The organism is Paenarthrobacter sp. NPDC057981 (genome assembly GCF_042886835.1).
GTDB lineage: Bacteria > Actinomycetota > Actinomycetes > Actinomycetales > Micrococcaceae > Arthrobacter.
The window spans coordinates 72,539-94,342 of the sequence record NZ_JBHVQI010000002.1 but is presented as its reverse complement, the minus strand read 5'-3'; the positions used below and the strand labels follow the sequence as shown (position 1 = coordinate 94,342).

The 21,804-nt window shown below is 63.3% G+C and carries 23 protein-coding genes; 11 read left to right on the top strand and 12 right to left on the bottom strand.

Annotation, left to right across the window (positions count from 1 at the left end; genetic code table 11):
* Positions 1-119 precede the first annotated feature (119 nt).
* From ACFVSI_RS03530 to ACFVSI_RS03510, 5 genes are all read right to left on the bottom strand, one after another.
* Positions 120-989 (bottom strand): IS30 family transposase, encoded by an 870-nt coding sequence (locus ACFVSI_RS03530; RefSeq protein ID WP_387819869.1) that lies wholly within the window; start codon positions 987-989, stop codon positions 120-122.
* Positions 898-1,086 carry a helix-turn-helix domain-containing protein gene (locus ACFVSI_RS03525; protein WP_387820214.1) on the bottom strand — a complete coding sequence of 63 codons (189 nt, stop codon included), beginning with the start codon at positions 1,084-1,086 and terminating at the stop codon, positions 898-900. The genes ACFVSI_RS03530 and ACFVSI_RS03525 overlap by 92 nt, the downstream gene beginning before the upstream one ends.
* Before the next feature lie 970 nt (positions 1,087-2,056).
* On the bottom strand, positions 2,057-3,043 hold the full coding sequence (locus tag ACFVSI_RS03520) for a bile acid:sodium symporter family protein (protein WP_387819868.1): 987 nt from the start codon (positions 3,041-3,043) through the stop codon (positions 2,057-2,059).
* Positions 3,044-3,127: 84 nt separating this feature from the next.
* Positions 3,128-4,624 carry a SulP family inorganic anion transporter gene (locus ACFVSI_RS03515; RefSeq protein ID WP_387820212.1) on the bottom strand — a complete coding sequence of 499 codons (1,497 nt, stop codon included), beginning with the start codon at positions 4,622-4,624 and terminating at the stop codon, positions 3,128-3,130.
* Positions 4,625-4,648: 24 nt separating this feature from the next.
* Positions 4,649-5,755, bottom strand: coding sequence for a GTP pyrophosphokinase family protein (locus ACFVSI_RS03510; protein ID WP_387819866.1), 1,107 nt, complete (start codon positions 5,753-5,755; stop codon positions 4,649-4,651).
* A 110-nt stretch (positions 5,756-5,865) separates the two neighbouring features.
* On the opposite strand from ACFVSI_RS03510, the gene ACFVSI_RS03505 reads away from it, so the two are divergent.
* Complete coding sequence (locus ACFVSI_RS03505; RefSeq protein WP_144660094.1) at positions 5,866-6,687, top strand: alpha/beta hydrolase; 822 nt, start codon at positions 5,866-5,868, stop codon at positions 6,685-6,687.
* A 40-nt stretch (positions 6,688-6,727) separates the two neighbouring features.
* Positions 6,728-7,663, top strand: a complete 936-nt coding sequence (locus ACFVSI_RS03500; protein WP_387819864.1) for a carbohydrate kinase — start codon at positions 6,728-6,730, stop codon at positions 7,661-7,663.
* On the opposite strand, the gene ACFVSI_RS03495 is transcribed toward ACFVSI_RS03500, so the two are convergent.
* The gene (locus ACFVSI_RS03495) at positions 7,660-8,721 is read right to left on the bottom strand and encodes a glutathione S-transferase family protein (protein WP_387819862.1); all 1,062 of its coding nucleotides are present in this window, start codon (positions 8,719-8,721) and stop codon (positions 7,660-7,662) included. The genes ACFVSI_RS03500 and ACFVSI_RS03495 overlap by 4 nt on opposite strands.
* A gap of 81 nt (positions 8,722-8,802) precedes the next feature.
* On the opposite strand from ACFVSI_RS03495, the gene ACFVSI_RS03490 reads away from it, so the two are divergent.
* Positions 8,803-9,612 (top strand): HAD family hydrolase, encoded by an 810-nt coding sequence (locus tag ACFVSI_RS03490; protein ID WP_186313547.1) that lies wholly within the window; start codon positions 8,803-8,805, stop codon positions 9,610-9,612.
* Here ACFVSI_RS03490 and ACFVSI_RS03485 read toward each other — a convergent pair.
* Positions 9,609-10,511, bottom strand: a complete 903-nt coding sequence (locus ACFVSI_RS03485; RefSeq protein ID WP_387819860.1) for a methyltransferase family protein — start codon at positions 10,509-10,511, stop codon at positions 9,609-9,611. The genes ACFVSI_RS03490 and ACFVSI_RS03485 overlap by 4 nt on opposite strands.
* Complete coding sequence (locus ACFVSI_RS03480) at positions 10,508-11,359, bottom strand: SDR family oxidoreductase (protein WP_387819858.1); 852 nt, start codon at positions 11,357-11,359, stop codon at positions 10,508-10,510. Before ACFVSI_RS03480 ends, ACFVSI_RS03485 begins: the two co-directional genes overlap by 4 nt.
* A gap of 135 nt (positions 11,360-11,494) precedes the next feature.
* Between ACFVSI_RS03480 and ACFVSI_RS03475 the strand changes: the two genes are divergently transcribed.
* The 5 genes from ACFVSI_RS03475 to ACFVSI_RS03455 all read left to right on the top strand — a co-directional run bounded on the left by ACFVSI_RS03475 (position 11,495) and on the right by ACFVSI_RS03455 (position 14,442).
* Positions 11,495-11,764, top strand: coding sequence for a hypothetical protein (locus tag ACFVSI_RS03475; protein WP_144660083.1), 270 nt, complete (start codon positions 11,495-11,497; stop codon positions 11,762-11,764).
* 13 nt (positions 11,765-11,777) lie between these two features.
* On the top strand, positions 11,778-12,575 hold the full coding sequence (locus tag ACFVSI_RS03470; RefSeq protein ID WP_387819856.1) for a glycerophosphodiester phosphodiesterase: 798 nt from the start codon (positions 11,778-11,780) through the stop codon (positions 12,573-12,575).
* A gap of 197 nt (positions 12,576-12,772) precedes the next feature.
* Positions 12,773-13,051, top strand: coding sequence for a hypothetical protein (locus tag ACFVSI_RS03465; RefSeq protein WP_144660081.1), 279 nt, complete (start codon positions 12,773-12,775; stop codon positions 13,049-13,051).
* Between the two features lie 46 nt (positions 13,052-13,097).
* Entirely contained in the window at positions 13,098-13,310 is a 213-nt protein-coding gene (locus tag ACFVSI_RS03460) for a hypothetical protein (protein WP_144660080.1), read from the top strand.
* Positions 13,303-14,442, top strand: a complete 1,140-nt coding sequence (locus ACFVSI_RS03455; protein ID WP_387819854.1) for a Vms1/Ankzf1 family peptidyl-tRNA hydrolase — start codon at positions 13,303-13,305, stop codon at positions 14,440-14,442. Before ACFVSI_RS03460 ends, ACFVSI_RS03455 begins: the two co-directional genes overlap by 8 nt.
* Before the next feature lie 72 nt (positions 14,443-14,514).
* On the opposite strand, the gene ACFVSI_RS03450 is transcribed toward ACFVSI_RS03455, so the two are convergent.
* Positions 14,515-16,338 carry a glycoside hydrolase family 2 protein gene (locus tag ACFVSI_RS03450; protein ID WP_387819852.1) on the bottom strand — a complete coding sequence of 608 codons (1,824 nt, stop codon included), beginning with the start codon at positions 16,336-16,338 and terminating at the stop codon, positions 14,515-14,517.
* Positions 16,339-16,490: 152 nt separating this feature from the next.
* On the opposite strand from ACFVSI_RS03450, the gene ACFVSI_RS03445 reads away from it, so the two are divergent.
* The gene (locus ACFVSI_RS03445) at positions 16,491-17,453 is read left to right on the top strand and encodes a D-2-hydroxyacid dehydrogenase family protein (protein WP_387819850.1); all 963 of its coding nucleotides are present in this window, start codon (positions 16,491-16,493) and stop codon (positions 17,451-17,453) included.
* 60 nt (positions 17,454-17,513) lie between these two features.
* Positions 17,514-18,656, top strand: coding sequence for a glycerate kinase (locus tag ACFVSI_RS03440; protein WP_387819848.1), 1,143 nt, complete (start codon positions 17,514-17,516; stop codon positions 18,654-18,656).
* A 15-nt stretch (positions 18,657-18,671) separates the two neighbouring features.
* Here ACFVSI_RS03440 and ACFVSI_RS03435 read toward each other — a convergent pair whose 3' ends face one another.
* Positions 18,672-18,923: a DUF2630 family protein gene (locus ACFVSI_RS03435; RefSeq protein ID WP_144660075.1), complete on the bottom strand. Its 252-nt coding sequence runs from the start codon at positions 18,921-18,923 to the stop codon at positions 18,672-18,674.
* 93 nt (positions 18,924-19,016) lie between these two features.
* Here ACFVSI_RS03435 and ACFVSI_RS03430 point away from each other — a divergent pair, with 93 nt between their 5' ends.
* Positions 19,017-19,460, top strand: coding sequence for a YdeI/OmpD-associated family protein (locus ACFVSI_RS03430; protein WP_387819846.1), 444 nt, complete (start codon positions 19,017-19,019; stop codon positions 19,458-19,460).
* A gap of 4 nt (positions 19,461-19,464) precedes the next feature.
* Here the strand turns inward: ACFVSI_RS03430 and ACFVSI_RS03425 are convergent, their stop codons facing one another.
* Both ACFVSI_RS03425 and ACFVSI_RS03420 read right to left on the bottom strand, forming a co-directional pair.
* The gene (locus ACFVSI_RS03425) at positions 19,465-20,208 is read right to left on the bottom strand and encodes an MBL fold metallo-hydrolase (protein ID WP_387819844.1); all 744 of its coding nucleotides are present in this window, start codon (positions 20,206-20,208) and stop codon (positions 19,465-19,467) included.
* Positions 20,209-20,626: 418 nt separating this feature from the next.
* On the bottom strand, positions 20,627-21,748 hold the full coding sequence (locus ACFVSI_RS03420) for a VanZ family protein (protein WP_387819842.1): 1,122 nt from the start codon (positions 21,746-21,748) through the stop codon (positions 20,627-20,629).
* Between the last annotated feature and the right edge of the window lie 56 nt (positions 21,749-21,804).

The following is a 21,804-nucleotide window of genomic DNA, read 5'->3' as shown; positions in this document are numbered from 1 at the left end:
GTCCAGTAACGGCACGGATCAATAGGTCTGTTCTGCGGAAACAAGACAGGCTGCTGAACACGTTGCGAATCGAGGGGATGATTCAGCTCGACACGCAAGGTTCCAGGTCGCCATAGGCATCACTCTAGCCCGGTGCTGATCCGGTACTCGGCCCGGAGGGCCGCTGCTGGGCTACGGTAGTCAAGACTCTTCCGTGGCCTTGCGTTGAGCTCGTCGCAGACTTGCTTGACGTGCTCGTCTGCGTGCACCGAGAGATCCGTGCCCTTCGGGAAGTACTGGCGAACTAGGCCGTTGAAGTTCTCGTTAGCTCCGCGTTGCCAGGGGCTGGATCGTTCAGCGAAGTAGATCCGCAGTCCGGTAGCGGCCGCCAATTCCTGATGACGGGCCATCTCCACGCCTTGGTCCCAAGTCAATGTCTGCTTCAGGTGAGCCGGCAAGGCTGCGAAGGCAGCGATGATTGCCTGGTTAGTCTGCGCAGCGGTGTGCCCGTGCGGAAGGTTGATGATGATTCCGTAATGGGTCTTGCGTTCCCGCAGGGTCACCATGGCCGACGCGGAACCAACGCCCACGATGAGATCACCTTCCCAATGACCGGCCTCTCTTTTGGTCTGAACGCCGGCAGGTCTTTCATTGATCATGGTCATGTTTTGCACGACCGATCCGTGTCCCGATCCAGTCCGCCACCGGTGCTTGCGGATCTTTCGCCCTGTGCGAAGCCGTGGCCTGCCGTCCGTTCTTAATCCGCCATGGTCGCCGAAAAATAGGGCCTGGTAGATCGTCTCCGGACAGAGCCGCAGCCCCGGTTCGGCGGGAAACTCCAAGGCTAACCACCCGCAGATCTGCTCCGGCGACCAGTGACTGGTTAGCTTTGTCTGCACCAATGAGTGCAGGCGTGGATTAGTCTGCAATTTCCGCTCCCGCGGCCGACGTCGCTGGCTGCGCGCATCGTGATCGGCTGTATGCGGCAAGTATCGCCCCCCGGGAGTCACGGTGCCGGTCAAGCTCCCGCTTGATGGTCGAGGCATGCCTCCCCAGCTCCCTGCCAATTTGCCGTAGGGAACAGCCCATGCGGAGCAGGTCCGCCATATGCAGCCTTTCCCGCAGGCACAAGTACCTGCCCGACGGAGGTTTGAGGCTGGCCCGTGGCTGTTGCGCCCTCTGGTTCCGAAGCCTTGTCCCGATAACCCTGCTCACGCCCAACATCCTGCAGGCGGCAGCATTGGAAGCACCGGAGCCCACCAGTTCCCAATATCGTGTCTCCCGTAGCAAGCGTCGCTTTTGTGCTGGAGACAAGGGAACTGCCGAGCGCTCTGCAACGATCCGCGCAGTGCGGATCGCGTCCCACTCGGCCTTCTGCATGCGTGCTTTCTCGGCTTCCAACTCCTTCCGACGCTGGGTCTCCCACCTGACGGAGGTCCCCGGCGAGAGCCATAAGCCCTTTACAACCTCCGCCAAGGGAAGCTGGCTTCGCAAAACAACGAAACGACGGTAGACCCACCGGTAACCGGTCGTATGCTTTACGCCTGCTGATGCGGCAGCAGCCAATACGCTCAAGCCGCTGGAATAGGAGGACCAGAAGGTTTCCTCAACGGCTGGGTCGACTTGGAAGTGATGGCGAACAGTACCTCTCAGGAAGCGTTCGTTCCATTTCTCGGCATTGCGCGAGGTGAAGCCAAGTTCCACTTGGGCCGCCGCATGATCGAGGCCCTCATTTCGGAACCGGAGGTACTCATCACGCAACCACCGGTAACCGGTCTCCTTACCTATCCCGGCCACCCGTACTGACTCTCTGAAACTCCTGCCTTCCTTGATGAGGACAAGAAACCTGCCACCCGTAGGCGAATCGAACCGTTGATGCATCGAAGGAACTCCCGTATTGGGTGTTGCTTCGACCAACAGAATCCGGGGGAGGCTTACTGCAACCTAGTTCCTTACGTTGGAAACGGTGTCGGACGGCCGGGCAGACTGGGCGCGCAACCCTGGCGTAGTGAAGTCAGCCGCCACAGGTACCTCCGAGCATTTCCGGAGCAAACGACCTCCAGCGACCTGTCGGCACCTAGTCCTTCAGCGGCCTCCGGGCCAACCACGCTGCAACGATCGCACCGGAGATGTTGTGCCACAGCGAGAACACGGCGGAAGGCAACGCGGCCAATGCACCGAAGTGCGCGGTCGCCAGGGTCGCCGCGAGTCCTGAGTTCTGCATCCCGACCTCGAACGCCAGAGCACGGCGGGCCTTGTCATCCAAACGTCCCAGCTTGCCGGCCAGGTAGCCCAATCCAAGGCCGAAGCCGTTGTGAAGCACAACAGCCAGGAACACGATGCCGCCAGCAGCGACGATCTTGCTGGCGCTGCCAGCCACAACGATGGCCACGATCAAGGAGATGACGACGGCTGAAGCCCAAGGGAGTGCCGGAAGCACCTTCGCCACGAGCTTCGAAAGGAACAACCTCGCAAGGAGGCCCGCGATGACGGGCAGCAGCACTGTCTTGACGATGTCCAAGACCATGGCCCCGGCGTCGATATTCAGGAACGAGCCCGCCAGGAAGAGCGTCAGTGCGGGCGTCACCAGCGGCGCTATCAGCGTGGAGACGGAAGCGACGGCGACGGACAGGGCCACATCGCCCTTGGCCAGGAACGCCATCACGTTGGAGGCCGTGCCGGAAGGGGCGCAACCAACCAGGATCAGGCCCACGGCAAGCTCCGGCGGCAATTGCAGCAACACGGCGATCAGCCATCCGGCGCCGGGCATGATGACATAGTGCGCCACGATGCCCAGAGCTACGGCCCATGGACGCCGGGCCACGGAGGCGAAATCCGGAGGGGTCAGGGTGAGACCCATGCAGAACATGATGATGCCCAGCAGGTAAGGAACCGCAACACCCATCGGCTTGAACAGATCCGGGATGAGGAACCCCAGGACGCCGGCCTGAACCACCAGAAGCGGGAAGACCGTGACGGCAATCCTCGCGATCTTTGCTTCAGCGGCGAGGGCAGGGTTTGCCGGGGACTCAGTTTCGGACGGGGAATTGGTTGCCTCAAGCATTCATCAATGCTCACACCAGCACTGCGCCTGGAACGACTTCGTTACATCCCACTGAACGTATATGTCAGACATTCGGCGTCCCCATCAGGAGTTGAGCTTTCCCGCCAGCCGCTCCCGCATGCGGACGCTGGCCTCATTCAAGCCGATGAACTCCACTTCGCGACCGTGGTTCCTGTACTTTTCGGTCACCGAATCCAGCACGGAAACCGAGGAAGCGTCCCAAATATGCGAGCCGTGAAGATCGATGATCACACGATCTATGCCTTCTGAGGAATCTTTCGCATAGTCGAACTGGGTGTACAGGTCGTTGGAGGAGGCGAAGAAGAGTTCACCATCCACCGTGTATGTCGCCACCGTTTCGCCGTTGAGTTCCAGTTCAGTCCGCTCAACAGTGACAAAGTGCGCCACCCGACGGGCGAACAGCACGCTCGCGGCCAAAACCCCGACGCCGACCCCCACCGCAAGGTTGTGCGTCGCCACCACAGCGGCAACAGTCAGGATCATGACGGCGGTCTCGGACTTGGGCAGCCGCCTCAGGGTTGAGGGCCGGACGGAATGCCAGTCGAACGTGATCAGTGAAACGAAGATCATCACGGCCACCAGAGCGGCCATAGGGATCATTCCAACAACATCGCCCAGTACCACCACCAGAATCAGCAGGAACACACCGGCCAGGAACGTTGAGAGCCGGCTTCGGGCGCCGGAACCCTTCACATTGATCATCGTCTGCCCAATCACCGCGCACCCACCCAGGCCGCCCAGGAATCCGGTGACGATGTTGGCGGCGCCCTGGCCCCAAGAAACGCGCGTCTTGTTGGACCGCGTGTCCGTGATGTCATCCACCAGCTTGGCGGTCATGAGCGACTCCAAGAGCCCCACCAGTGCCATCGACAACGCAAAGGGCGCAATGATCTGGAAGGTCTCGAGGTTCAGGGGGACGTCGGGGAAGAAGAAGCCAGGCAGGCTGTCCGGAAGCTCGCCCTTGTCGCTGACGGTGGGTACATCGATGCCACCCAGCGCGGTGACCAGCGTGAGGAGCACGATGGCCACCAAGGGGGCCGGGACAGCCCTGGTCACCCGCGGCAGCAGGAACACGATCGCCAAGCCCACGGCAACAATCGGGTAGACCATCCACGGCACGTTGAAGAGCTCGGGCATCTGGGACATGAACACCAGAATGGCCAGCGCATTCACGAAACCGATCATCACAGACCGCGGGATGAAGCGCATCAACCGGGTAACCCCAAGGACCGCGAGGATGATCTGGAAAATGCCCGCCAGGATGATCGTCGCGATCAGGTAGTCGAGCCCGTGCTCCTTCATCACCGGTGCGATCACCAGGGCCACGGCACCGGTTGCTGCCGAAATCATGGCTGGACGTCCGCCCACAAGAGCGGTCACCACTCCCATGGTGAAGGACGCGAACAATCCGATCCGCGGATCCACACCCGCAATCACGGAGAAGGCGATGGCCTCTGGAATCAAGGCAAGTGCCACCACCAACCCCGCGAGGGATTCAGTCAACAGGCGGCGGGGCGAACGGAAGGTCGCCCGCAGTGACCTGAGTTGCTCAGGGGTCATGGATGGCGCGGGTGTCATGGGTCCTTACAGTGCAGTCTGGCGGTAACGCTCAATCTGCTTAAGGCGCCGCTGGAGGCTGTCGCGCCGCGGGTGCGGAACGACGTCGGGCGCCTCAGCGGTGAGATCAATGTGTTCGGTTCCGTACTGCCACAGCAGGAGGTCGTCCAGGAGGCGGTCGGGACCGGGGGAGTAGCGGTGGTCGAGGGCTTTGCGGACCTCGGTGATCCGGTTGGCGCTGAGAAGCCCGGCCAGTTCCACGGTCTTGGTCAGTCCGTGGGCGGCAAGGAGTTCGGCGGCCCATCCCCAGTCGTCATCAACTTTACGGTCAACGTGCGGCAGGAGCGTACGCCAGACGTCACGGACCCGGTTGGGCGTCAACGGTGATGCGCCTTCACCTTCGAGGTCCCAGTAGCCGCGGACTTCTTCGTACCGTTCGTGGAGATCAGCAAAGGCGCCTTCCACGGTCTCCAACATGGCCGCCGTGGCCGTGAATTGGCGGTCGAAATGCGGCGTCCAGGCACGCGGATCTTCGGCCTTGAAGCGGATGTCATGCTCGATCTCGCTCCAGGCATGGGCGAAGACCGTGCGGATCTGGCACTCAAAAAAGTAGCTGCCGTTGGCCGGCATGTCCGGATTGAAGACGTGCTGGTACTCCTTGACGGTTTCATTCTGGATAGTGCGCAGGATGAGGTGCCGGCTGGAATAGCCGTAAGTCCCGGACTCGATGGAACCGATGTCCTTCTCGCGGTCTCCACGGCAATCGAACAGCTGGCGCTGGCGTTTGATGATGTTGGCCACCGCTGCGTTTTCCGCCGGCAGTTTGGTGATGACGCGGATTCCCACCATGTCGTTCAGGGTGCGGAAGGGATCCGGGAACTTGAGCACGCGGGGCCCGCCCGGCTCAATGGGGTCATCCGTACGGGAAATTTTTTCGCGGAAGGACTCAACGGTCTTGGTTCGGCCGGTGACAAACAAAGGCGTGACCTCGGCGTCGTTCAACATGTCCCGAAGCGTCAGCAGGACGTCGCGCGTTACCCGCTTCAACGCGGGGCGGACGCGCTCATAGAGGGCCACATTCGCATCCACTGCATCCCGCTGAGCCTGGTCCAGACTGTCCCAATTGCTTGCCATGCCCCCAGCTTACGGTGCGGGTGCGACACTGAACCGGGCCAATCGCCGTCGGGGCGCCTCTAGCCAAACCCCGGAACCCTCGCGATAGGCTCAGTACAAAGGAGGGCGCAATGTTGCGGCACAAGTACAGCTACGGCGAACACCCCAGTCAGTGGGGCGAACTCTTCATACCTGAACCGAACAACGGAAACCATCGCGGCGCATCGGCTGTGGCCGGTGGAGTCGCGGTCGTGATCCATGGCGGCTACTGGCGCTCGCAGTACGGCGCTGAGCTCGGCGAGCCCCTGGCGCGGGACCTCGCTGCCCACGGAATCACCGCCTGGAACCTTGAATACCGGAGGGCCGGGAACGGCGGCGGATGGCCGCACACCTTCGAGGACATCCTGGCCGGCATCGACCACCTCTCTGAAATCGCTGGCAACCACGATCTCAAACTCGACAAAGTCGTAGCGCTGGGCCACTCGGCCGGTGGACACTTGGCCGTCTGGGCGGCCGGCCGGCAGCGGCTTTCGGCCATTGGAACGCCCGACGCCGACCGCCAACTCGTGCGGTCGCCCGAGGACAACGCAGTGCACCTGACAGGGGTGGTGAGCCAGTCGGGGCTCCTCAACCTTGCGGCCGCGGAGAAACTGAACCTGAGCAACGGCGCGGTGTGCAACCTCATGGGAGGGGATTCCGCTAGATTCCCCAAGCGGCATAAATATGCCGACCCGATGAGCCTGCTGCCGATCGACGTCCCCGTATATGCCGTGCACGCCACAGAAGACGAGGACGTTCCCGCGAGCCAGTCCGAGGCCTTCGTCGCGGCGGCTACGGCGGCGGGAAGTTCGGCCCAGTTGCTGCGGGTCCCGGGCGATCACTTCGACCTCATCGACCCCAAGGCCGTCGCATACAAGAAGTGCCGGGAACTGGTGCAGCGGCTGCTCTCGTAATTGTTGTGCTGCGGCCGTTGTCCTCTGGCAGAGTTGTCCCATGCTGACAGTCATTGGCGAGGCCCTGGTAGACGTTGTTCAACGCTCCTCTGGAATTGAAGCGCACGTTGGCGGCAGCCCGCTCAACGTTGCCGTCGGTTTGGCCAGGCTGGACCACCCGGTTCAGTTCATCGGCCGCTTCGGCAAGGACGCTTACGGCGATTCCGTGGCGGCACATCTGCGGTCCAGCTCCGTAATGGTTCCGCTGCCGCCCGACGACAAACCAACCAGCGTGGCAACCGCACAGATAGACGACGACGGCGCCGCCACCTACGCGTTCGACCTCACCTGGGAACTGCCCGGACTCGCCGGCCGGCTGCCCCTCATGCTGCAGGCTGCCACCTTGCTGCACACCGGCTCCATTGCCACCTTCCTGGAGCCGGGCGCTGCGGAGGTTCTTGCCGCCGTCGAGCATGCCCACCCGAACAGCACCATCAGCTTTGACCCCAACTGCCGTCCGAGCATCATCACGGACGTTGAGTACGCGCGGACGCAGGCCGAGCGCTTCGTGGCGATGTCCGACGTCGTAAAGGCCTCCGACGAGGATCTTGAATGGCTGTACCCGGGCGTTGATCCGACCGAATCCGCCCGTCGCTGGTTGTCGCTGGGCGGCGAAGGAGGACCCGCCTTGGTGGTGGTCACGCGTGGTTCGCTCGGCCCGTGGGGCATTACCCGTGCAGGGGAGACCCAGGTGCAGGCTCCTTCAGTGGACGTCGTGGACACCGTGGGCGCGGGGGATTCGTTCATGGCCGGGCTGTTGTCCGCGATTGTGGATCACGGGCTGGACGGCGCACAGAACCGCGAGGAACTGCGCGCCATGCCCGCTGAAACGCTCGCGGCGATCATGGACCACGCCACCCGTGCCGCCGCCATCACCGTCTCACGCGCCGGAGCCAACCCGCCCACGCGGTCGGAGTTGAACCACGGGCCGGCCTAGCCTGCTCCGTGCCCCGGAGCTACTTCTTCGCCGGCCTTGACCGGTCCCGGCGGAGTGCCGTCGCCGAAGGGCCGCCCACCCAGGGATTCGCGTCCGTGAGGCGTCAGCCAGCCCGAAAGATCCGGGCCTGCGGGCACGATCTGCGTGGGATTGATGTCCTCGTGCACGATGTAGTAGTGCTGTTTAATCTGCACGAAGTCGATGGTGTCTCCAAAGCCGGGCGTCTGGAACAGGTCCCGGGCATAGCCCCACAACGCGGGCATTTCGCTGAGTTTGTTGCGGTTGCACTTGAAGTGCCCGTGATAAACGGCGTCGAAGCGGGCCAAGGTGGTGAAAAGCCGGACGTCGGCTTCGGTGATGGAGTCGCCCACCAGGTAGCGCTGCGTTGAAAGCCGTTCCTCAAGCCAGTCCAAAGCGTTCCAAAGCCGGGTGTAGGCGGCGTCGTAGGCTTCCTGTGATCCTGCGAATCCGCACCTGTACACGCCGTTGTTAACTTCGGTAAAGACGCGCTTGTTGACCTGGTCGATCTCCTCGCGAAGGTGTTCCGGATACAGGTCCGGCGCTCCGGGGCGGTGGAACTCTGTCCATTCCGTGGAGAAGTCGAGCGTGATCTGCGGGAAGTTGTTGGTGACTACTTCTCCGCTGGGGATATCGACGATGGCCGGGACAGTAATGCCGCGCGGATAGTCGGGGAAGCGGCGGAAGAACGCTTCCTGGAGACGCTCGATTCCCAGGACAGGGTCCTTGCCGTCGGGATCAAGGTCAAAGGTCCAGGAGCGGGCGTCGTGGGTGGGCCCGGGCTGACCCAGGCTGATGACGTCTTCCAATCCCAGGAGCCGCCGAACGATCACTGTGCGGTTGGCCCACGGGCAGGCGCGGGCGGCGATCAACCGGTACCGTCCGGGCTCCACGGGCCAGCCGGGTTCCCCGTTTGGCCCGGTGGCACCGTCGCGGGTGATCCGGTCTTCGATGTAGTTGGTGTCCCGGTTGAACTCGCCACCTGTGACGTAGGCACCCCGGGTGCTGTGTTCTTCGACTGTGCTGGTCTTCTCACTCATCAACCCAGCCTATGCTCTTGTTGCAGCCGCAGGGGAGATTGGCCAAGCCCCCGCCCGCTCCCGCCAACGTAGACTGGCATGATGCGGCTCGTAGCAAGCGATATTGACGGCACCATCCTCGGTCACGACGGAAAAATCAGTGACCGGACCATCAAGGCGTTCCAGGCGTGCCGCGAAGCAGGGGTGGAACTCGTCTTCGTCACGGGCCGTCCCCCGCGCTGGCTCTACCCCCTCCAGGAGCAACTGGGACACAGCGGGATCGTGATCTGTTCCAACGGAGCTGTGGTGTGGGATCTCGAAACTGAGAAGGCCCTCTCCTCCTGCGTTCTCGATGCGGAGTCCGTCTTTGAAGCCCGCCGGATCATCAAGTCCATCAGGCCTGATGCGTTGTTCGCTGTCGAAACCCTGACCGGTTTCCAGCTGGAGCCTGGGTTTATCGAGAACGAAACCAGCGAATTGCTCGCCGAATTCACCCCGAAACCGTTGGCCGAGACGCTTACAGCGGATGACGCCGTCGTGAAGTTCCTGGCCATTACCCGCAAAGGTACGCCGGATGAGTTCCTTGCCGAGGTGCAGCCAGCGGTGGCCCACCTGGTATCCACAACGCACTCAGCTCCGAAGACCGCCATGTTGGAGATGTCCGTGCCGGGGATCAACAAGGCTGTCACGCTCGCCAAGTACGCCGAGTCGCTGGGAATCGACGCGGCGGATGTGGTTGCTTTCGGGGACATGCCCAATGACATCGAGATGCTCCGCTGGGCCGGCCACGGTTACGCCATGGCGAGCGGACACCCGGAAGCGATCCTCGCCGCCGGGCAGCAGGCTCCGCACTTCGACGACGACGGCGTGGCCCAGGTTCTCGAAGCGAAACTCACCGAACAGCGGGTCTAGTCGGCGCCGAACCGGGGAATCCAGCAGCGGACCCTTTGGCAGTAGCGTTCGAACTCGGCCCCGAATCGAAGCCTGAGGTCGTCCTCCTCCAACGGCCTGACCGCGTAATTCCACACGAGTGAGCCGGCCACCGCATAGGCCACCACCAGCCACGAACCCAGCATCAGGCCGACGGCGGCGCCCTGCAGGATGCCGGCCAGGGCCATGGGATTCCGGACCCAGCGGTAGGGGCCGGCAATCACCAGAGTGTTGGCCATCGCCGCCGGCAGGGGAGTCCCGTTTCCTTTGGTGGACATGGCAATGGCCGAGTAAATGCCCAGGGCGCTGGCGAGCAGCAGCAGAACGACCCCGGAAACAAGCGCAGGCAGCGGGAACGGAATGGCCAGGGCCCAGCGGCGTTCCAAGGCGAAAAGGACCAGCGGGATCACACCAAGGAACAGGCCCCAAAAAACGACCAGTTGCAGGAATGTTGTTACTACGTGCCCTGACGTGGGTCGCTGGGCTGCAGGCTGGAAGGCGAACGGGCCGCGGAGTACCCATTCCGTAGGTATCCGGCCCAGGAGAACCAAGCAAAGAGCGGCCACCGAGCACGCGGATGCCGCCACCATCGCCAGGACTCCCCAGCCTGCCTGTGTGGTGATGGTCGCGAAGACAGCCAAGGCCAGGGTGACCAGCCCGGTCCACGCCGTAGCCACGATAGCGGCGCCACGGAAGCCGAAGGCAGCCAGGGCCGAAGCCGCGACAAACAAGGGCACATCAAAGAAGGCCACCGTAACTGGGTCCAACTGCCCCAGAGTGGCTTCGCGTACAGGCGGCAGGAGGAAAACCCCAAGCCACCAAGCAGCACCCGCCATGGCCTGCGCGGCAAAATAGGCCCTCCCCCAAAGAGCGGCTTTCATGGGTGGCGGACACCCTCTCCGGCCAGGATCGCCCGGTACCCTTCCCGGAACGACGGATAGGCAAAGGTGAAACCGGTGGACCTCAGCCGGCTGTTCGAACAGCGTTTGTCGCCTGCACCGCCGTCGGACGCCCGCCCGACGGGAGGCGCCGGCAGCTGCAGCTCGGCCGCGAGGAAGCGCAGGACGTCGCCGTACTCGGCCGGATCGTCATCGACGCCCAGGTACACGGCCTCGGGCTCTTGCTCCATGAGCGCGAGGTGGACGATCATGGCTGCGGCGTCGTCACGGTGGATGCGGTTGGTGTGTTTGGGCTGCGCAGGAATAGTGGCCTTGCCGCTGCGCACTTGGTCGATCAGGCGGGTGCGGCCGGGGCCGTAGATGCCGCCCAGGCGCACGGAAATGGCGCGGGTGCCGGCACTCCTGGCGAACAACAAATCCTCGGCCTCCAGCAGGATCCTTCCGCTGAACCGCGTGGGTTCTGCCGGCGTCGACTCGTCCACAACAGCCCCGCCAGAGTCCCTATATACGGCGGTAGAGGACACGAACAGGATGCGCCGCGCCTGGATTGACTGACGGTCCAAGGCGTCCAGCACCTTCTTCACCCCGTTCAGGTAGGCCGCACGGTACGCCTCTTCCGTCGAGGCATCAGCGGCAACTGCAATCACCACGATGTCCACGTCGGCAGGCAATTCCGGGACATGCACGGAGAGGTCCGCACGGACGCCCAGGATCTCGGGTGGGAGCTTTTCGGGGGAGCGGCGCAACCCCACCACATCGTGCCCGGCAGCCGCAAAACGCAGCCCAACTTCGGTTCCGAGGTCGCCGCAGCCGGCAATCAACACAGTCATGCCCCTAGTTTGTCAGCACCACGTGTCACCGAGTTCCCAGCCTCCATACAACCGGCGTTCAACTTGCGGCCGTAGGCTTCCAGCCAAGGCCCGTTTGCATGGCCGATCTGTTCGACTGAATATGCAGGGGGAATCATGGCTAAGCGTCGGATCAACGACTTCACTACAGCGCCCTTGCGGCGCGTGGAACCCGATCACCACTGGCGCTCGCTGCGCCAAGGAGACCGCGTCAACGTCACGCTGACGCCGGGCTTCGAATCGGCCGGCGTGGTGGACGCCGTCACCGGCGATGCCACTGCAGTCTGGGTGGAGCTCGACGGCGGCCGCGGCCGGACGCTGGTCCACGTCAGCGACGGTGTGGCGATCGTTCCGCAGACGACGGCGGCAGCCCGGCAGGAGCTCTAGCCGCACCTTTGCGATGGGCTACGCTACGGGAGTGACGCTGCCCTATTTCCTCCGCAAAGACGGTTCGGTGGGCCCTTTGGCCTTCGCTCATCGCGGTTTTTCGCGCGAGGGACTGGAGAACTCCATGGCTGCGTTCACTGCTGCCGTGGAATTGGGAACCGTGCACCTGGAAACTGATGTGCACACAACGTCCGATGGTGTTCTGCTGGTCTTCCATGATTCATCGTTGGACCGGGTGACGGACTCGGCTGGGAGGATTTCCGAGCTTAGTGCCGCAGAGGTGGCCCAGGCCAGGATCGGCGGGGCGGAACCCGTGCCCACGTTTGATGAGCTGGTGACGGCATTTCCGGAAGCCCGGCTGAATCTCGACGTCAAGGACTGGAACTCGGTGGGCCCGCTGGCCGCTGCCATCGAAAAACATGGAATCCATGACCGTGTCCTGGTCACCAGCTTCTCGGACAGGCGTCGCCGGGCTGTCCTGTCCAAGCTCTCCAGCCGCGTCGCGTCTTCAGCCGGCAGCTCATTGACTGCCCTGTTCGTCCTCCTGGGCCCCGCGCTGCCGGTGCGGTTGGCACGCAAGCTGCTTGCCGGCGTCGACGTTTTCCAAGTCCCTGTCCGCTACGGCCGTTTGCCGGTGGTGACTGCCGGGTTCATCCGGCGTGCACATCGGCTTGGGAGGCAGGTGCACGTGTGGACCATCAACGAGCCGACGGAGATGGAACGGCTTCTGGACCTGGGCGTGGACGGTATCGTCTCGGACCGGCTGGATCTGCTCAAAGAAGTGCTGGTTCGTCGAGGCGAGTGGGTCTGACCTCCCCCGACTTGGCACTTAATGACAGTCCCAGGCTCAGGCATTGTCATTAAATGCCACCTCGGCAGGGCTTAAATAATCAGTACCCTTTCTATTTCCCCCTCATCCGGGCTAGGGTCGAAAGTGTCCGGATAATTCTTCGCCGGCAGCAGCGTCCGTACCTGCCTCCGACGATCGGGAGAAGGAAGGAACACGCCATGGCTTCGGAATCACACACCACCACGGATCACGACGAGATCCGTAAATGGGTTGAAAGCAATGACGGTAAACCGGCCAGCGTCAAGAAAACAGGGGACAAGGATGACGTGGGTATTCTGCGCATCGACTTCCCCGGCGGCGCAGGCGAGGACAGCCTGGAGCACATCAGCTGGGACGAATGGTTCGCGAAGTTCGATCAGAACAAGCTCGCATTCCTCTACCAGGCAAAGAAGGCCAGCGGCGAGGACAGCACCTTTTTCAAGCTCGTCAACCGCTGACCACGAATTGATGCAGAGGCACATCGGAGTGAAAAGGAGGAGCATCGTGGCTGAACGAGGAAACACCAAGCACGGCTCGGAATTGGACGAGCAGATGAAGCACGAGACCGAAGGAATCGTGCGGGGAACCAAGCCCGCGCACGTCGAGGAAGGCCGTGAGACCGAACCCTTCCCGGATGAGACGGACCCCCAGGAAGTCCAGGACGCGCTGAACCCTGGAACCGGCAAGGGCGAAGCCGGGGGTGGGCTGGATGACTGACAACTTATCCAAGTACTCCGGCCTCTATCGGGAGCCCGGACCTTGGTGCGTTGCCTACGTCGACGCGAGCACAGGCACCGTGGATGGCCTGGAAAATGCGGACGTGCAGCCGGACAACGTCCGGAACACTCTTGAAGGCTTGGGCGCCTCGAAGGAGGATCTCAACGCCATGGAGGGAGCCATCCAACCTGCCAAGGGGGAGCCGTCGCCCGTCAGCCGTTTTGTTCTGGTGCGCGAGGGCGAAGTGGTGATCAATGAGGTCCTTCCAGGCGCACTGGTCGTCCCTGAACGGGTTTCCAAAGACGACGTCCCGGACCTCCTGCCCTTGCTGAAGCACCACCCCGACGGTTTTGCATACGTTGTTGTGGAGGCCAGCCGTGACGAGGGTGAGATCCGCCTCTACAAGGCCGGAGCTCCCGATGTCGAGGCGAGCCAGCACGTCCAAGGCGACGACGACTCCATCAAGAAGGTGCCCGTGGGCGGCTGGTCACAAGGCCGCTATCAGCGCCACACGGAAGAAGTCTGGCGGCGCAATGCCGATCAAGTGGCTGAGGAAGTCGACAAGTTGGTTAGGGAACGCCAAGCCAAGTTGGTGATCCTCTCCGGTGACATTCGAGCCCGCCAGTTGGTGGCAGATCAGCTCGCGGAGGCCTCAAGAGCCGTTCTTTCGACCATTGAGTCGCACACCCTCGCCGCAGGATCGGACCGTGAAAAGTTCGATGCCGAGGTCAACTCCCTGGTTGCCCGGCAGTGGGCAGAGGAGCAACGGCAACTCATGGACCGGCTGGCCGAGCAGGAGGGCCAGGCCAACCCGCAGTCGGCCACCGGTCTGGGCTCTGTGGTTCACGCGCTGCAGCAGGCCCAGGTTGACGATTTGATTCTCGACGACAGTGCGCTCGCCGATCACACCCTGCTGGCCCTAAGTGCCGAGCCGTGGGTGGCAACATCCGAGGCCGAGTCGTTGGCGGCGGACGTTGTGGGCAAGGTGTCCGCTCCGGCAGCGCTGTTACGCGCTGCCGCCCTGACCGATGCCCGAGTTCAGCTGGTTCCCTCAGGCGCACTGCCGGATGGCGTCAACGTGGCAGCCTTGCTGCGCTGGCCCACCGGTCCGGAAGTGCCTGCGGGAACCTAGCGGCAACCAAGGCGGGATGCCCGACGGCGGCGCGTACCGCCGTCGGGCATCTGCGCGTAAGCGGCCGGCAGCTTAGCCGCGTTCGATGGCGGCCTGGCGTTCCTGGACGGCACGGATCCTTTCGAGGTCGAACTTGTCGCTGCGGTCGAAGTTGAAGATGCCGTTCTTCTCCTGGAACACGTCCGTCAGCTGCGTGTAGCAGTAGCCGAACATGTCCGGGTTATCCAGCAGGACGTTGCACAGGCCCTCGAACCGCTCGTAGAACTCTTCCTCACTGGCCACCCGCTGGCCGTAGCCCCAGGAGCTTTCGACGTCGGCGCCCGCGGCTTCCGCTGCCTGCTTGGCCTCGGCTTCGTTCCACCAGATCCCGCCGAATTCCGAGACGAAGAAGGGCTGGCCGTTGTAGGGGACGGAGTAGTCCGCGCCGTCGTGTGCGCGGTTAAGGAACGGTTTACCTTCGGCGAGGCCTTCCTGTTCCAGCCGGAACTTGTCAGGGTCCTGCTCGTAGGAGTGGGAATCGTAGATGTCCGTTTCCCTGACTCTGTGCGAGTAGCCCGAGGCGTCGATCACCGGCCGCGTTGGATCTGCCAGCTTGGTGGCAAGGAACATGGCCTGGGTGACATCGTCCAGGACCGTGATCCGGTCGTGGAGGTGCTGGTGGGTTTCATTGAGCGGGCACCAGCCGATGATGCTGGGGTGGTTGTAGTCGCGCTGGAGGACTTCCAGCCATTGGGCGACGAAGCTGGCGGTGGGCTTCTGGTTATGGCCGATCGTGCCGCCGCCGGAGACACCCCAGTCCCCGAACTCGCCCCATACGAGGTAGCCGAGGCGGTCCGCGTGGAACAGGAAGCGCTCCTCGAAGACCTTCTGGTGCAGCCGGGCGCCATTGAAGCCTGCGGCCATGGACAGCTCGATGTCCTTGACGAATGCGGCGTCGTCCGGGGAGGTCATCAGTGAATCAGGCCAGTAGCCCTGGTCGAGGACGAGCCGCTGGAAGACCGCCTTGCCGTTGATGCGGACAACTTTGCCGTCCAAAGCCACGGAGCGGATCGCGGTGTAGCTGGTGACCTTGTCCACGGTGTCACCGTCGGCGTCCTTGATGGCTACGTCGAGGTCATAAAGGAACGGGTCCTCGGGAGACCACGGCCGGAGCTGCTCCGCCGGTATTGCCAAACGGAGTGACGGGGCCAGGTCGAGGTCTGCACGCCCTAGGGCCTCGGCCACTGTGTCCGTTCCGGCGCGAAGGGTTGCGGCCACTGTGTGGCCTTGGTGGTTGCGGGACAGCGGAATCTCGATGGTCAGGCTGGAATCAGCCAGGTTGGGAGTCACGCGTAGGCGCTTGATGTGGACTTCGGGGACCGCTTCCAGCCACACTGTCTGCCAGATCCCGGTGGTACGCGTGTACTGGCAATGGGTGTTGTTGTACCAGGTGGCCTGCTTGCCACGGGCCTGCATGTCGTGCCGGGAGTCGCGGGCCCGCACCACAACGACTGCATCCGTTCCGGGTTCGGCGACGTCGCTGAGATCTGCGGTGAACGGCGTGAAGCCGCCCCGGTGCCGAGCGACTTCGACGCCGTTGACCCAGACCGTGGCGTCGTGGTCCACGGCTCCGAAATGCAGGAGGACTTTGAGGCCTGCCCACTCCTGGGGAATGGTAACCGTTCGGCGGTACCAAACGGCTTCCATGAAGTCCACGTTCTCCACGCCCGACAGGGCCGACTCCGGGGCGAACGGAACCAGGATTTCGCTGTTGAGTCCGCGATGGGTGAGTCCCCGCTCCAGACCTGAGTCTCCGGCGTCGATCTCGAAATCCCAGGTGCCGTTCAGGTTGAGCCAGGTGTCGCGGACAAGTTGCGGGCGGGGGTGTTCGGGCTTGGGGATCGATAAATCGGTCAAGGTGTCTCCTTCGGCACGGGAACGGTATGTTCTTTACAACGTTAGAATCTTTCGCTTCCCGATGCGATAGCTGGACGGAATTCACTCCGTCAAAGATGCATGACGTGAGAGGCTGGACCTACGCGTCCAGCATGCGAGCTGAGGAGATTCCCGTGACCGAGTACCGTTTGGCCATTCTTGACGATTACCAGCAGGTTTCCAGCGACTATGCGCCCTGGGAGTCACTGCTCGACGACGGCGTGAAGGTCACCGTCTTCAGCGCACCTTTCGTCTCGGAGGAGCAGGCTGTGGCCGCCTTGGCGCCGTTCGACATCATCGTCGCGATGCGCGAGCGAACCCGTTTTCCGCAAAGCGTCCTCGATGCGTTGCCGGACCTGAAGCTGCTGGTAACCACCGGCATGGCCAATGCGGCAATCGATCTTGAGGCGGCCACCGAGCGGGGAATCGTGGTGTGCGGGACAGGTGGATCGCCGGCCGCGGCGCCGGAACTGACTTGGGCCTTGCTGCTGGCTTTCGCGCGGAATCTGCCGGTGGAGGAGAACTCGCTGCGTGCCGGGGAGTGGCAGACGGGCGTCGGATTTGAGCTTGAGGGCAAGACGCTCGGAATCGTTGGCCTCGGCAAGATCGGCAAGCGCATCGCCGGCTACGCCGCAGCATTCGGCATGGACGTGCTGGCTTGGAGCCAAAACCTCACCGCCGACGTTGCCGAAGCTGCGGGTGCCCGGCTGGTCAGCAAAGAGGAACTGTTCAGCGAGTCGGACATCGTGACGCTTCATCTCCGGCTGTCCGAACGCACCGAGGGCATCGTGGGTCCGGAGGAGCTGAGGCTGCTCGGTCCGGACGGGCTGCTGGTCAACACTGCGCGTGGACCCTTGGTCGATGAGGCCGCCCTCATCCGCGCACTGGAGGAAGGCTGGATCCGTGGTGCCGCCCTGGATGTCTTCGAGGAAGAGCCCCTCCCTGCCGGGCATGCGCTGCTGCATTCTCCGCGGACTGTGCTCACGCCTCACGTGGGATACGTGACGCATGAGAGCTACCGGAAGTTCTACGGAGAGGCCTTCGGGGACGTGAAGGCGTGGCTTGCTGGAGAGCCGGTCCGCGTTCTTGGCGGGTAATACTCCCGCGGTTTTGCTCACGGGCAAGCGCTTTCCCGTCAAAACTGGCAAGATGGATCCATGCGTATCCTCATCGCCCCGGACAAGTTCAAGGGATCCCTGACCGCCGCCGAAGCCGCCTCAGCCATGGCCGAAGGCGCACTCCGCGTCTATCCGGATGCCGTGACCACGCAGTTCCCTGTTGCCGACGGCGGGGAAGGCACGTTGGATGCAGCAATTTCTGCGGGCTACGAGGAGCGGAACAACGCCGTTGTCGGGCCCATCCTGAAACCGGTGGGTGCGTCCTGGGGGATCCGTAAGGACTCTTTCGGCGGAGCGACGGCCGTCATCGAAACAGCCATGGCTTCCGGACTGGCTCACATGGAGCCAACTCCGGAGAACTCCCTGCGCGCGCACAGCTACGGTTGCGGTCAGCTCATCGCTGCGGCCCTGGAGGCCGGTGCCACCGAGATCGTGTTGGGAGTGGGCGGTTCCGCAATGTCCGACGGCGGCAGCGGGGCCTTGCGCGCACTGGGACTCAAACCCCTTGATTCGGCCGGAAACGTGGTGCCGCTCGGCGGAGGTTCCCTCGCTGACGTCGTGGCTTTGGACGTTTCCGAGCTCGATCCGCGGCTGTCGGCCGTGAAGTTCCGCATCGCCGTCGACGTTCAAAACCCGCTGTACGGCACTGACGGCGCGGCGCACGTTTTCGGTCCGCAGAAGGGCGCGGACGCTGACGCCGTCGAAATGCTCGACGCCGGTCTCCGCAACTGGGCATCGCTCCTTCGGGAAGCGAGTGGCCGCGATGTCAACGTTCCGGGCGCTGGAGCAGCGGGCGGGTTCCCGGCGTCGTTCCTTGCCTTCACTGACGCAGAGCTGGAAGGCGGCTTCGCGCTTGTGGCGGGACTGACAGGGCTCGCTTCCCATTTGGGCGAGGCAGATTTGGTGATCACTGGCGAGGGGTCGATGGATGAGCAATCGCTTACCGGCAAGGCGCCCATCGCATTGGCCGACGCCGCGAGCGTTCACGGCATCCCCGTGGTCGCGGTGGCCGGGCGCATCACCGTAACCCCGGAAGAGCTGGCGAAGCACGGGATCGTGGCCGCGGCGCAGTTGCTGGATGTCGCGCAGCGCAAGAATGGCGTCCCGGATGTGGCTGACGCCGTAGCCAACGCCGCCAAGTACCTGGCGTGGGCTACCAGCCAGGTACTTGAGGGCGCGTAACCACTCGCTGTTGGGCTATTGCCTGTAACCCTCGACTTCGCTGATGGGGCGGGCCTCGGCGTCATCAGGGTTTTCTCCGGCGTCCTTCTTGGCCCGCCGCTGGCGGAGCAGGTCCCAGCACTGGTCCAGCTGCGCTTCAAGGTGGGCCAAGCGCGCACGGTTGTCGCTGTTGTCTCCCATGCTTTCGTCATCGGAAGGCGCGTCACGGAGCCGGTGCTCCTCCTCCACGAGTGCCTGGATTCGTTCCAGAAGATCCTGCTCGTCCATGGTCTCTCTCCTTGGGTTGGGCATCGGGCGTTATATGAAACCTAGTCTTGCCGGTGGGGTGCGTCTACTGGCGCCTGACGGCATACTTGGGGCATGGAGTTCACAACCACCATCGTGGGCGATGGCAACAAGGCCGGCATCGAAGTTCCGTCCCACGTTGTGGACGCCCTCGGGGCGGGGAAAAAGCCGCCCGTTGTTGTGACGATCAACGATCGCAGCTATCGGAGCAGCATCGCGGTGATGGGCGGGAAGTACATGGTGGGTGTCAGCGCGGCGAACCGCGAGATCACTGGCGTTGCCGCTGGCGACACCGTGCAGGTGGGCCTCGAGGTTGATACCCAGCCGCGCGTCGTGGAGGTCCCTGCTGATCTTGCTGCGGCCCTGGACGCTGAGCCGGAAGCGAAAGCCTTCTACGGGACCCTCAATTACAGTGCCCAGCGGCGCTACGTGGAGCCGATTGGCGACGCCAAGACCGAGGAAACCCGCGCACGACGTATCGCGAAGGTAGTTTCTGACCTGAAGGCAGGGAAAAAGTAGCATTTCAGGCGGGGCCGTTCGCACGGGCAATGGCCACCGCTTCCTCGATGCCCCGGGTCCAGGGTTCGCCGTGGCCGGGAAGAACCAAGGTTGCTCCGGTTTGCGCGAGCTGCTTCAGCGACGCAAGGTTCAGTGCGCTGTCCGCCGTTGCTGCCCCTGCGACAATTCGCGGACCGGTTCGCTGCGTGTAAGGGTCCAGGGTGACGAGGGCGTCACCGCTGAAAAGAATGCCGCGCTCGCGGAGGAAGAGCCCGCAATGTCCGCTGGTGTGGCCGGGGGAGAAGACGATCTCGGGGCTGCCCGGCACAGGAAGGGCGCCGGTTCCGGGGAAGTGGCGGACTTCCTCGACGCCTTTGACCTTGAGGGCTCCTGCGCGCGTCATGCTGGCCAGAACCGGGAGTCCACTCGGATGGGTCAGGGCGAAGACGAATCGGGAGCGTTCGTGCCGGTAGCGGTAGGGATACCTGGCTATGTAGGAGTCTTCGGTGTGAATCCAGACGGGAATCCCGAGCTCCTGGTGCAGGCGCTTGGCGAGGCCCAGGTGGTCAAAATGGCCGTGCGTCAGTACCAAGGCCCTGATGTCCTCCAGGGAATGACCCAGGGCCTCAAGCGAATCTTTCAAGGGTCCCCACATCGCGGGCAGTCCGGAGTCAACCAGTGTCAATCCATCGCGGCCCTCCACTGCGTAGAAGTTCACGTAGGCATCGGAGAACCTGTAAACGCCGTCAGCCACCTCGGTCATTGCCATGGTTGTTTCCCGTCCTGTTTGGATCAGTTGAGGGACACTGCCACGACTACCATAAGCATGCTTAGTATTTTGCACAAGGAGTGGACGGCGGACGACCGGAACGTGGGTGAGGGGAAACGTTCCGAAGAAAATGACGTGGACCACGACACGTTCTGGGTGCTCACCCCACTACTAAGTAGTGACAGGTTGCCGAGCGCACTCCGGATGCAGAACAGCAGCCACGGCCTATGAGGTGTTGAGACCCCCTCCTCGGCCGGTCACGGCGCAACAAACCCGGGCCGGCGTTATTGGCCGCCTGGAGGTGCGCTCGTCCGCTTGCCCGAGCGGACAGTGTGGCCGGCCCGAAAGCAGACCCCCCCCTCGAGCCGGCCACACGCACTTCCGGAACACGTCGCGCAGCCGCTGGAGCCGGTAGAACTTAGGCGGGTCGGCCGGCTGGGCCAGCCACCCGGCGTCGTGCGTTTTCGCGGGAATCAATCATCTGCGCGCCGGTGAGTACAGCCGACAGTCCCCGCGCTTTGGTCAGCGGGACTGCCACAAATGTGGCCAGGAGCAGCAGGGCGGTAGACGGGCCGAGGGCCGTCGCCGGGAATAGTGCGGCGACGAACGACAACGCGACATAGAGTCCACCCGTGGCACTTGCCCGGAGCAACGGCCGACGGCGGGAAGCTGGCCATTGCGGTTGCAGCCACACCGCGCGCTGGCCGAGTGAGGCCCCCGAGCCGGCGAGGGCAGGCAGGTAGAAGACCAGGAGGCCGGGAATGAGGTGAATGAGGACCAGGGAGATGGGGTCGTTTGCTCCGGGGAGGTCGGCCCCGAGCGTTAGCAGCCCGATTCTGTAGGTGACAACCAGTGCGAGGCCGAGGAGTGTCATAGCCGCGTAGTCGATGATCATTCCCAGCCAGCGCCGCCAGACGGTGACGGGCCGGCTCTGGCCCCGGGCTGCCAGGAGCTCGCGGCGCTGGGGCATGAACCAAAGCACCAAGGGCGCGATAACGGCGCCGATCAGGGCACCAAGGGTGTTGGTAATGAAGTCGTCGACGTCGGCCTGGCGGTAGGCGCAGTCGTAGATGCCCCACAGGCCCGTGAATTGTGTGGCTTCAATGAGCGCCGACGCGAGTGCACCGGTGATGGTGGAGGCGGCGATGTTCCACGAGAAGTACCGCCGCGCTATGACGCCCCACGGGATGAACAGCACCACATTGAAGACAACCTGGAGCGTCGCACGGCTGGTCAGGGTCCCGGTGATTCCCAAGCCGGATGTTTCGCGCTGGATGTCGTCCACGAATTGGAACGGGACGGCTTGGAAGGCGCTGCCGCCGGGACCGCACTTCAAGAGGATGGGATCGGGCAGCGGCAGCAAGGTGTACGCGACCAGCGCGACGCCGTAAATGCTCAGTCCTGCGGCCCCCAGGAAGCGCCGCCACGTGAACCGGCCATACATTCTGTATTGGACTGCGACGATCGGCACCATGAAGACGCCAAAGAGCAGCACCCCTCCCAGCACACCCATGTATGCCGGCCACACCCATTCCCCCATGACTTCCTTTCACCCGGTGCCTTAATGGTTTCAGGGCTACGGGTGAAAATCCTCCG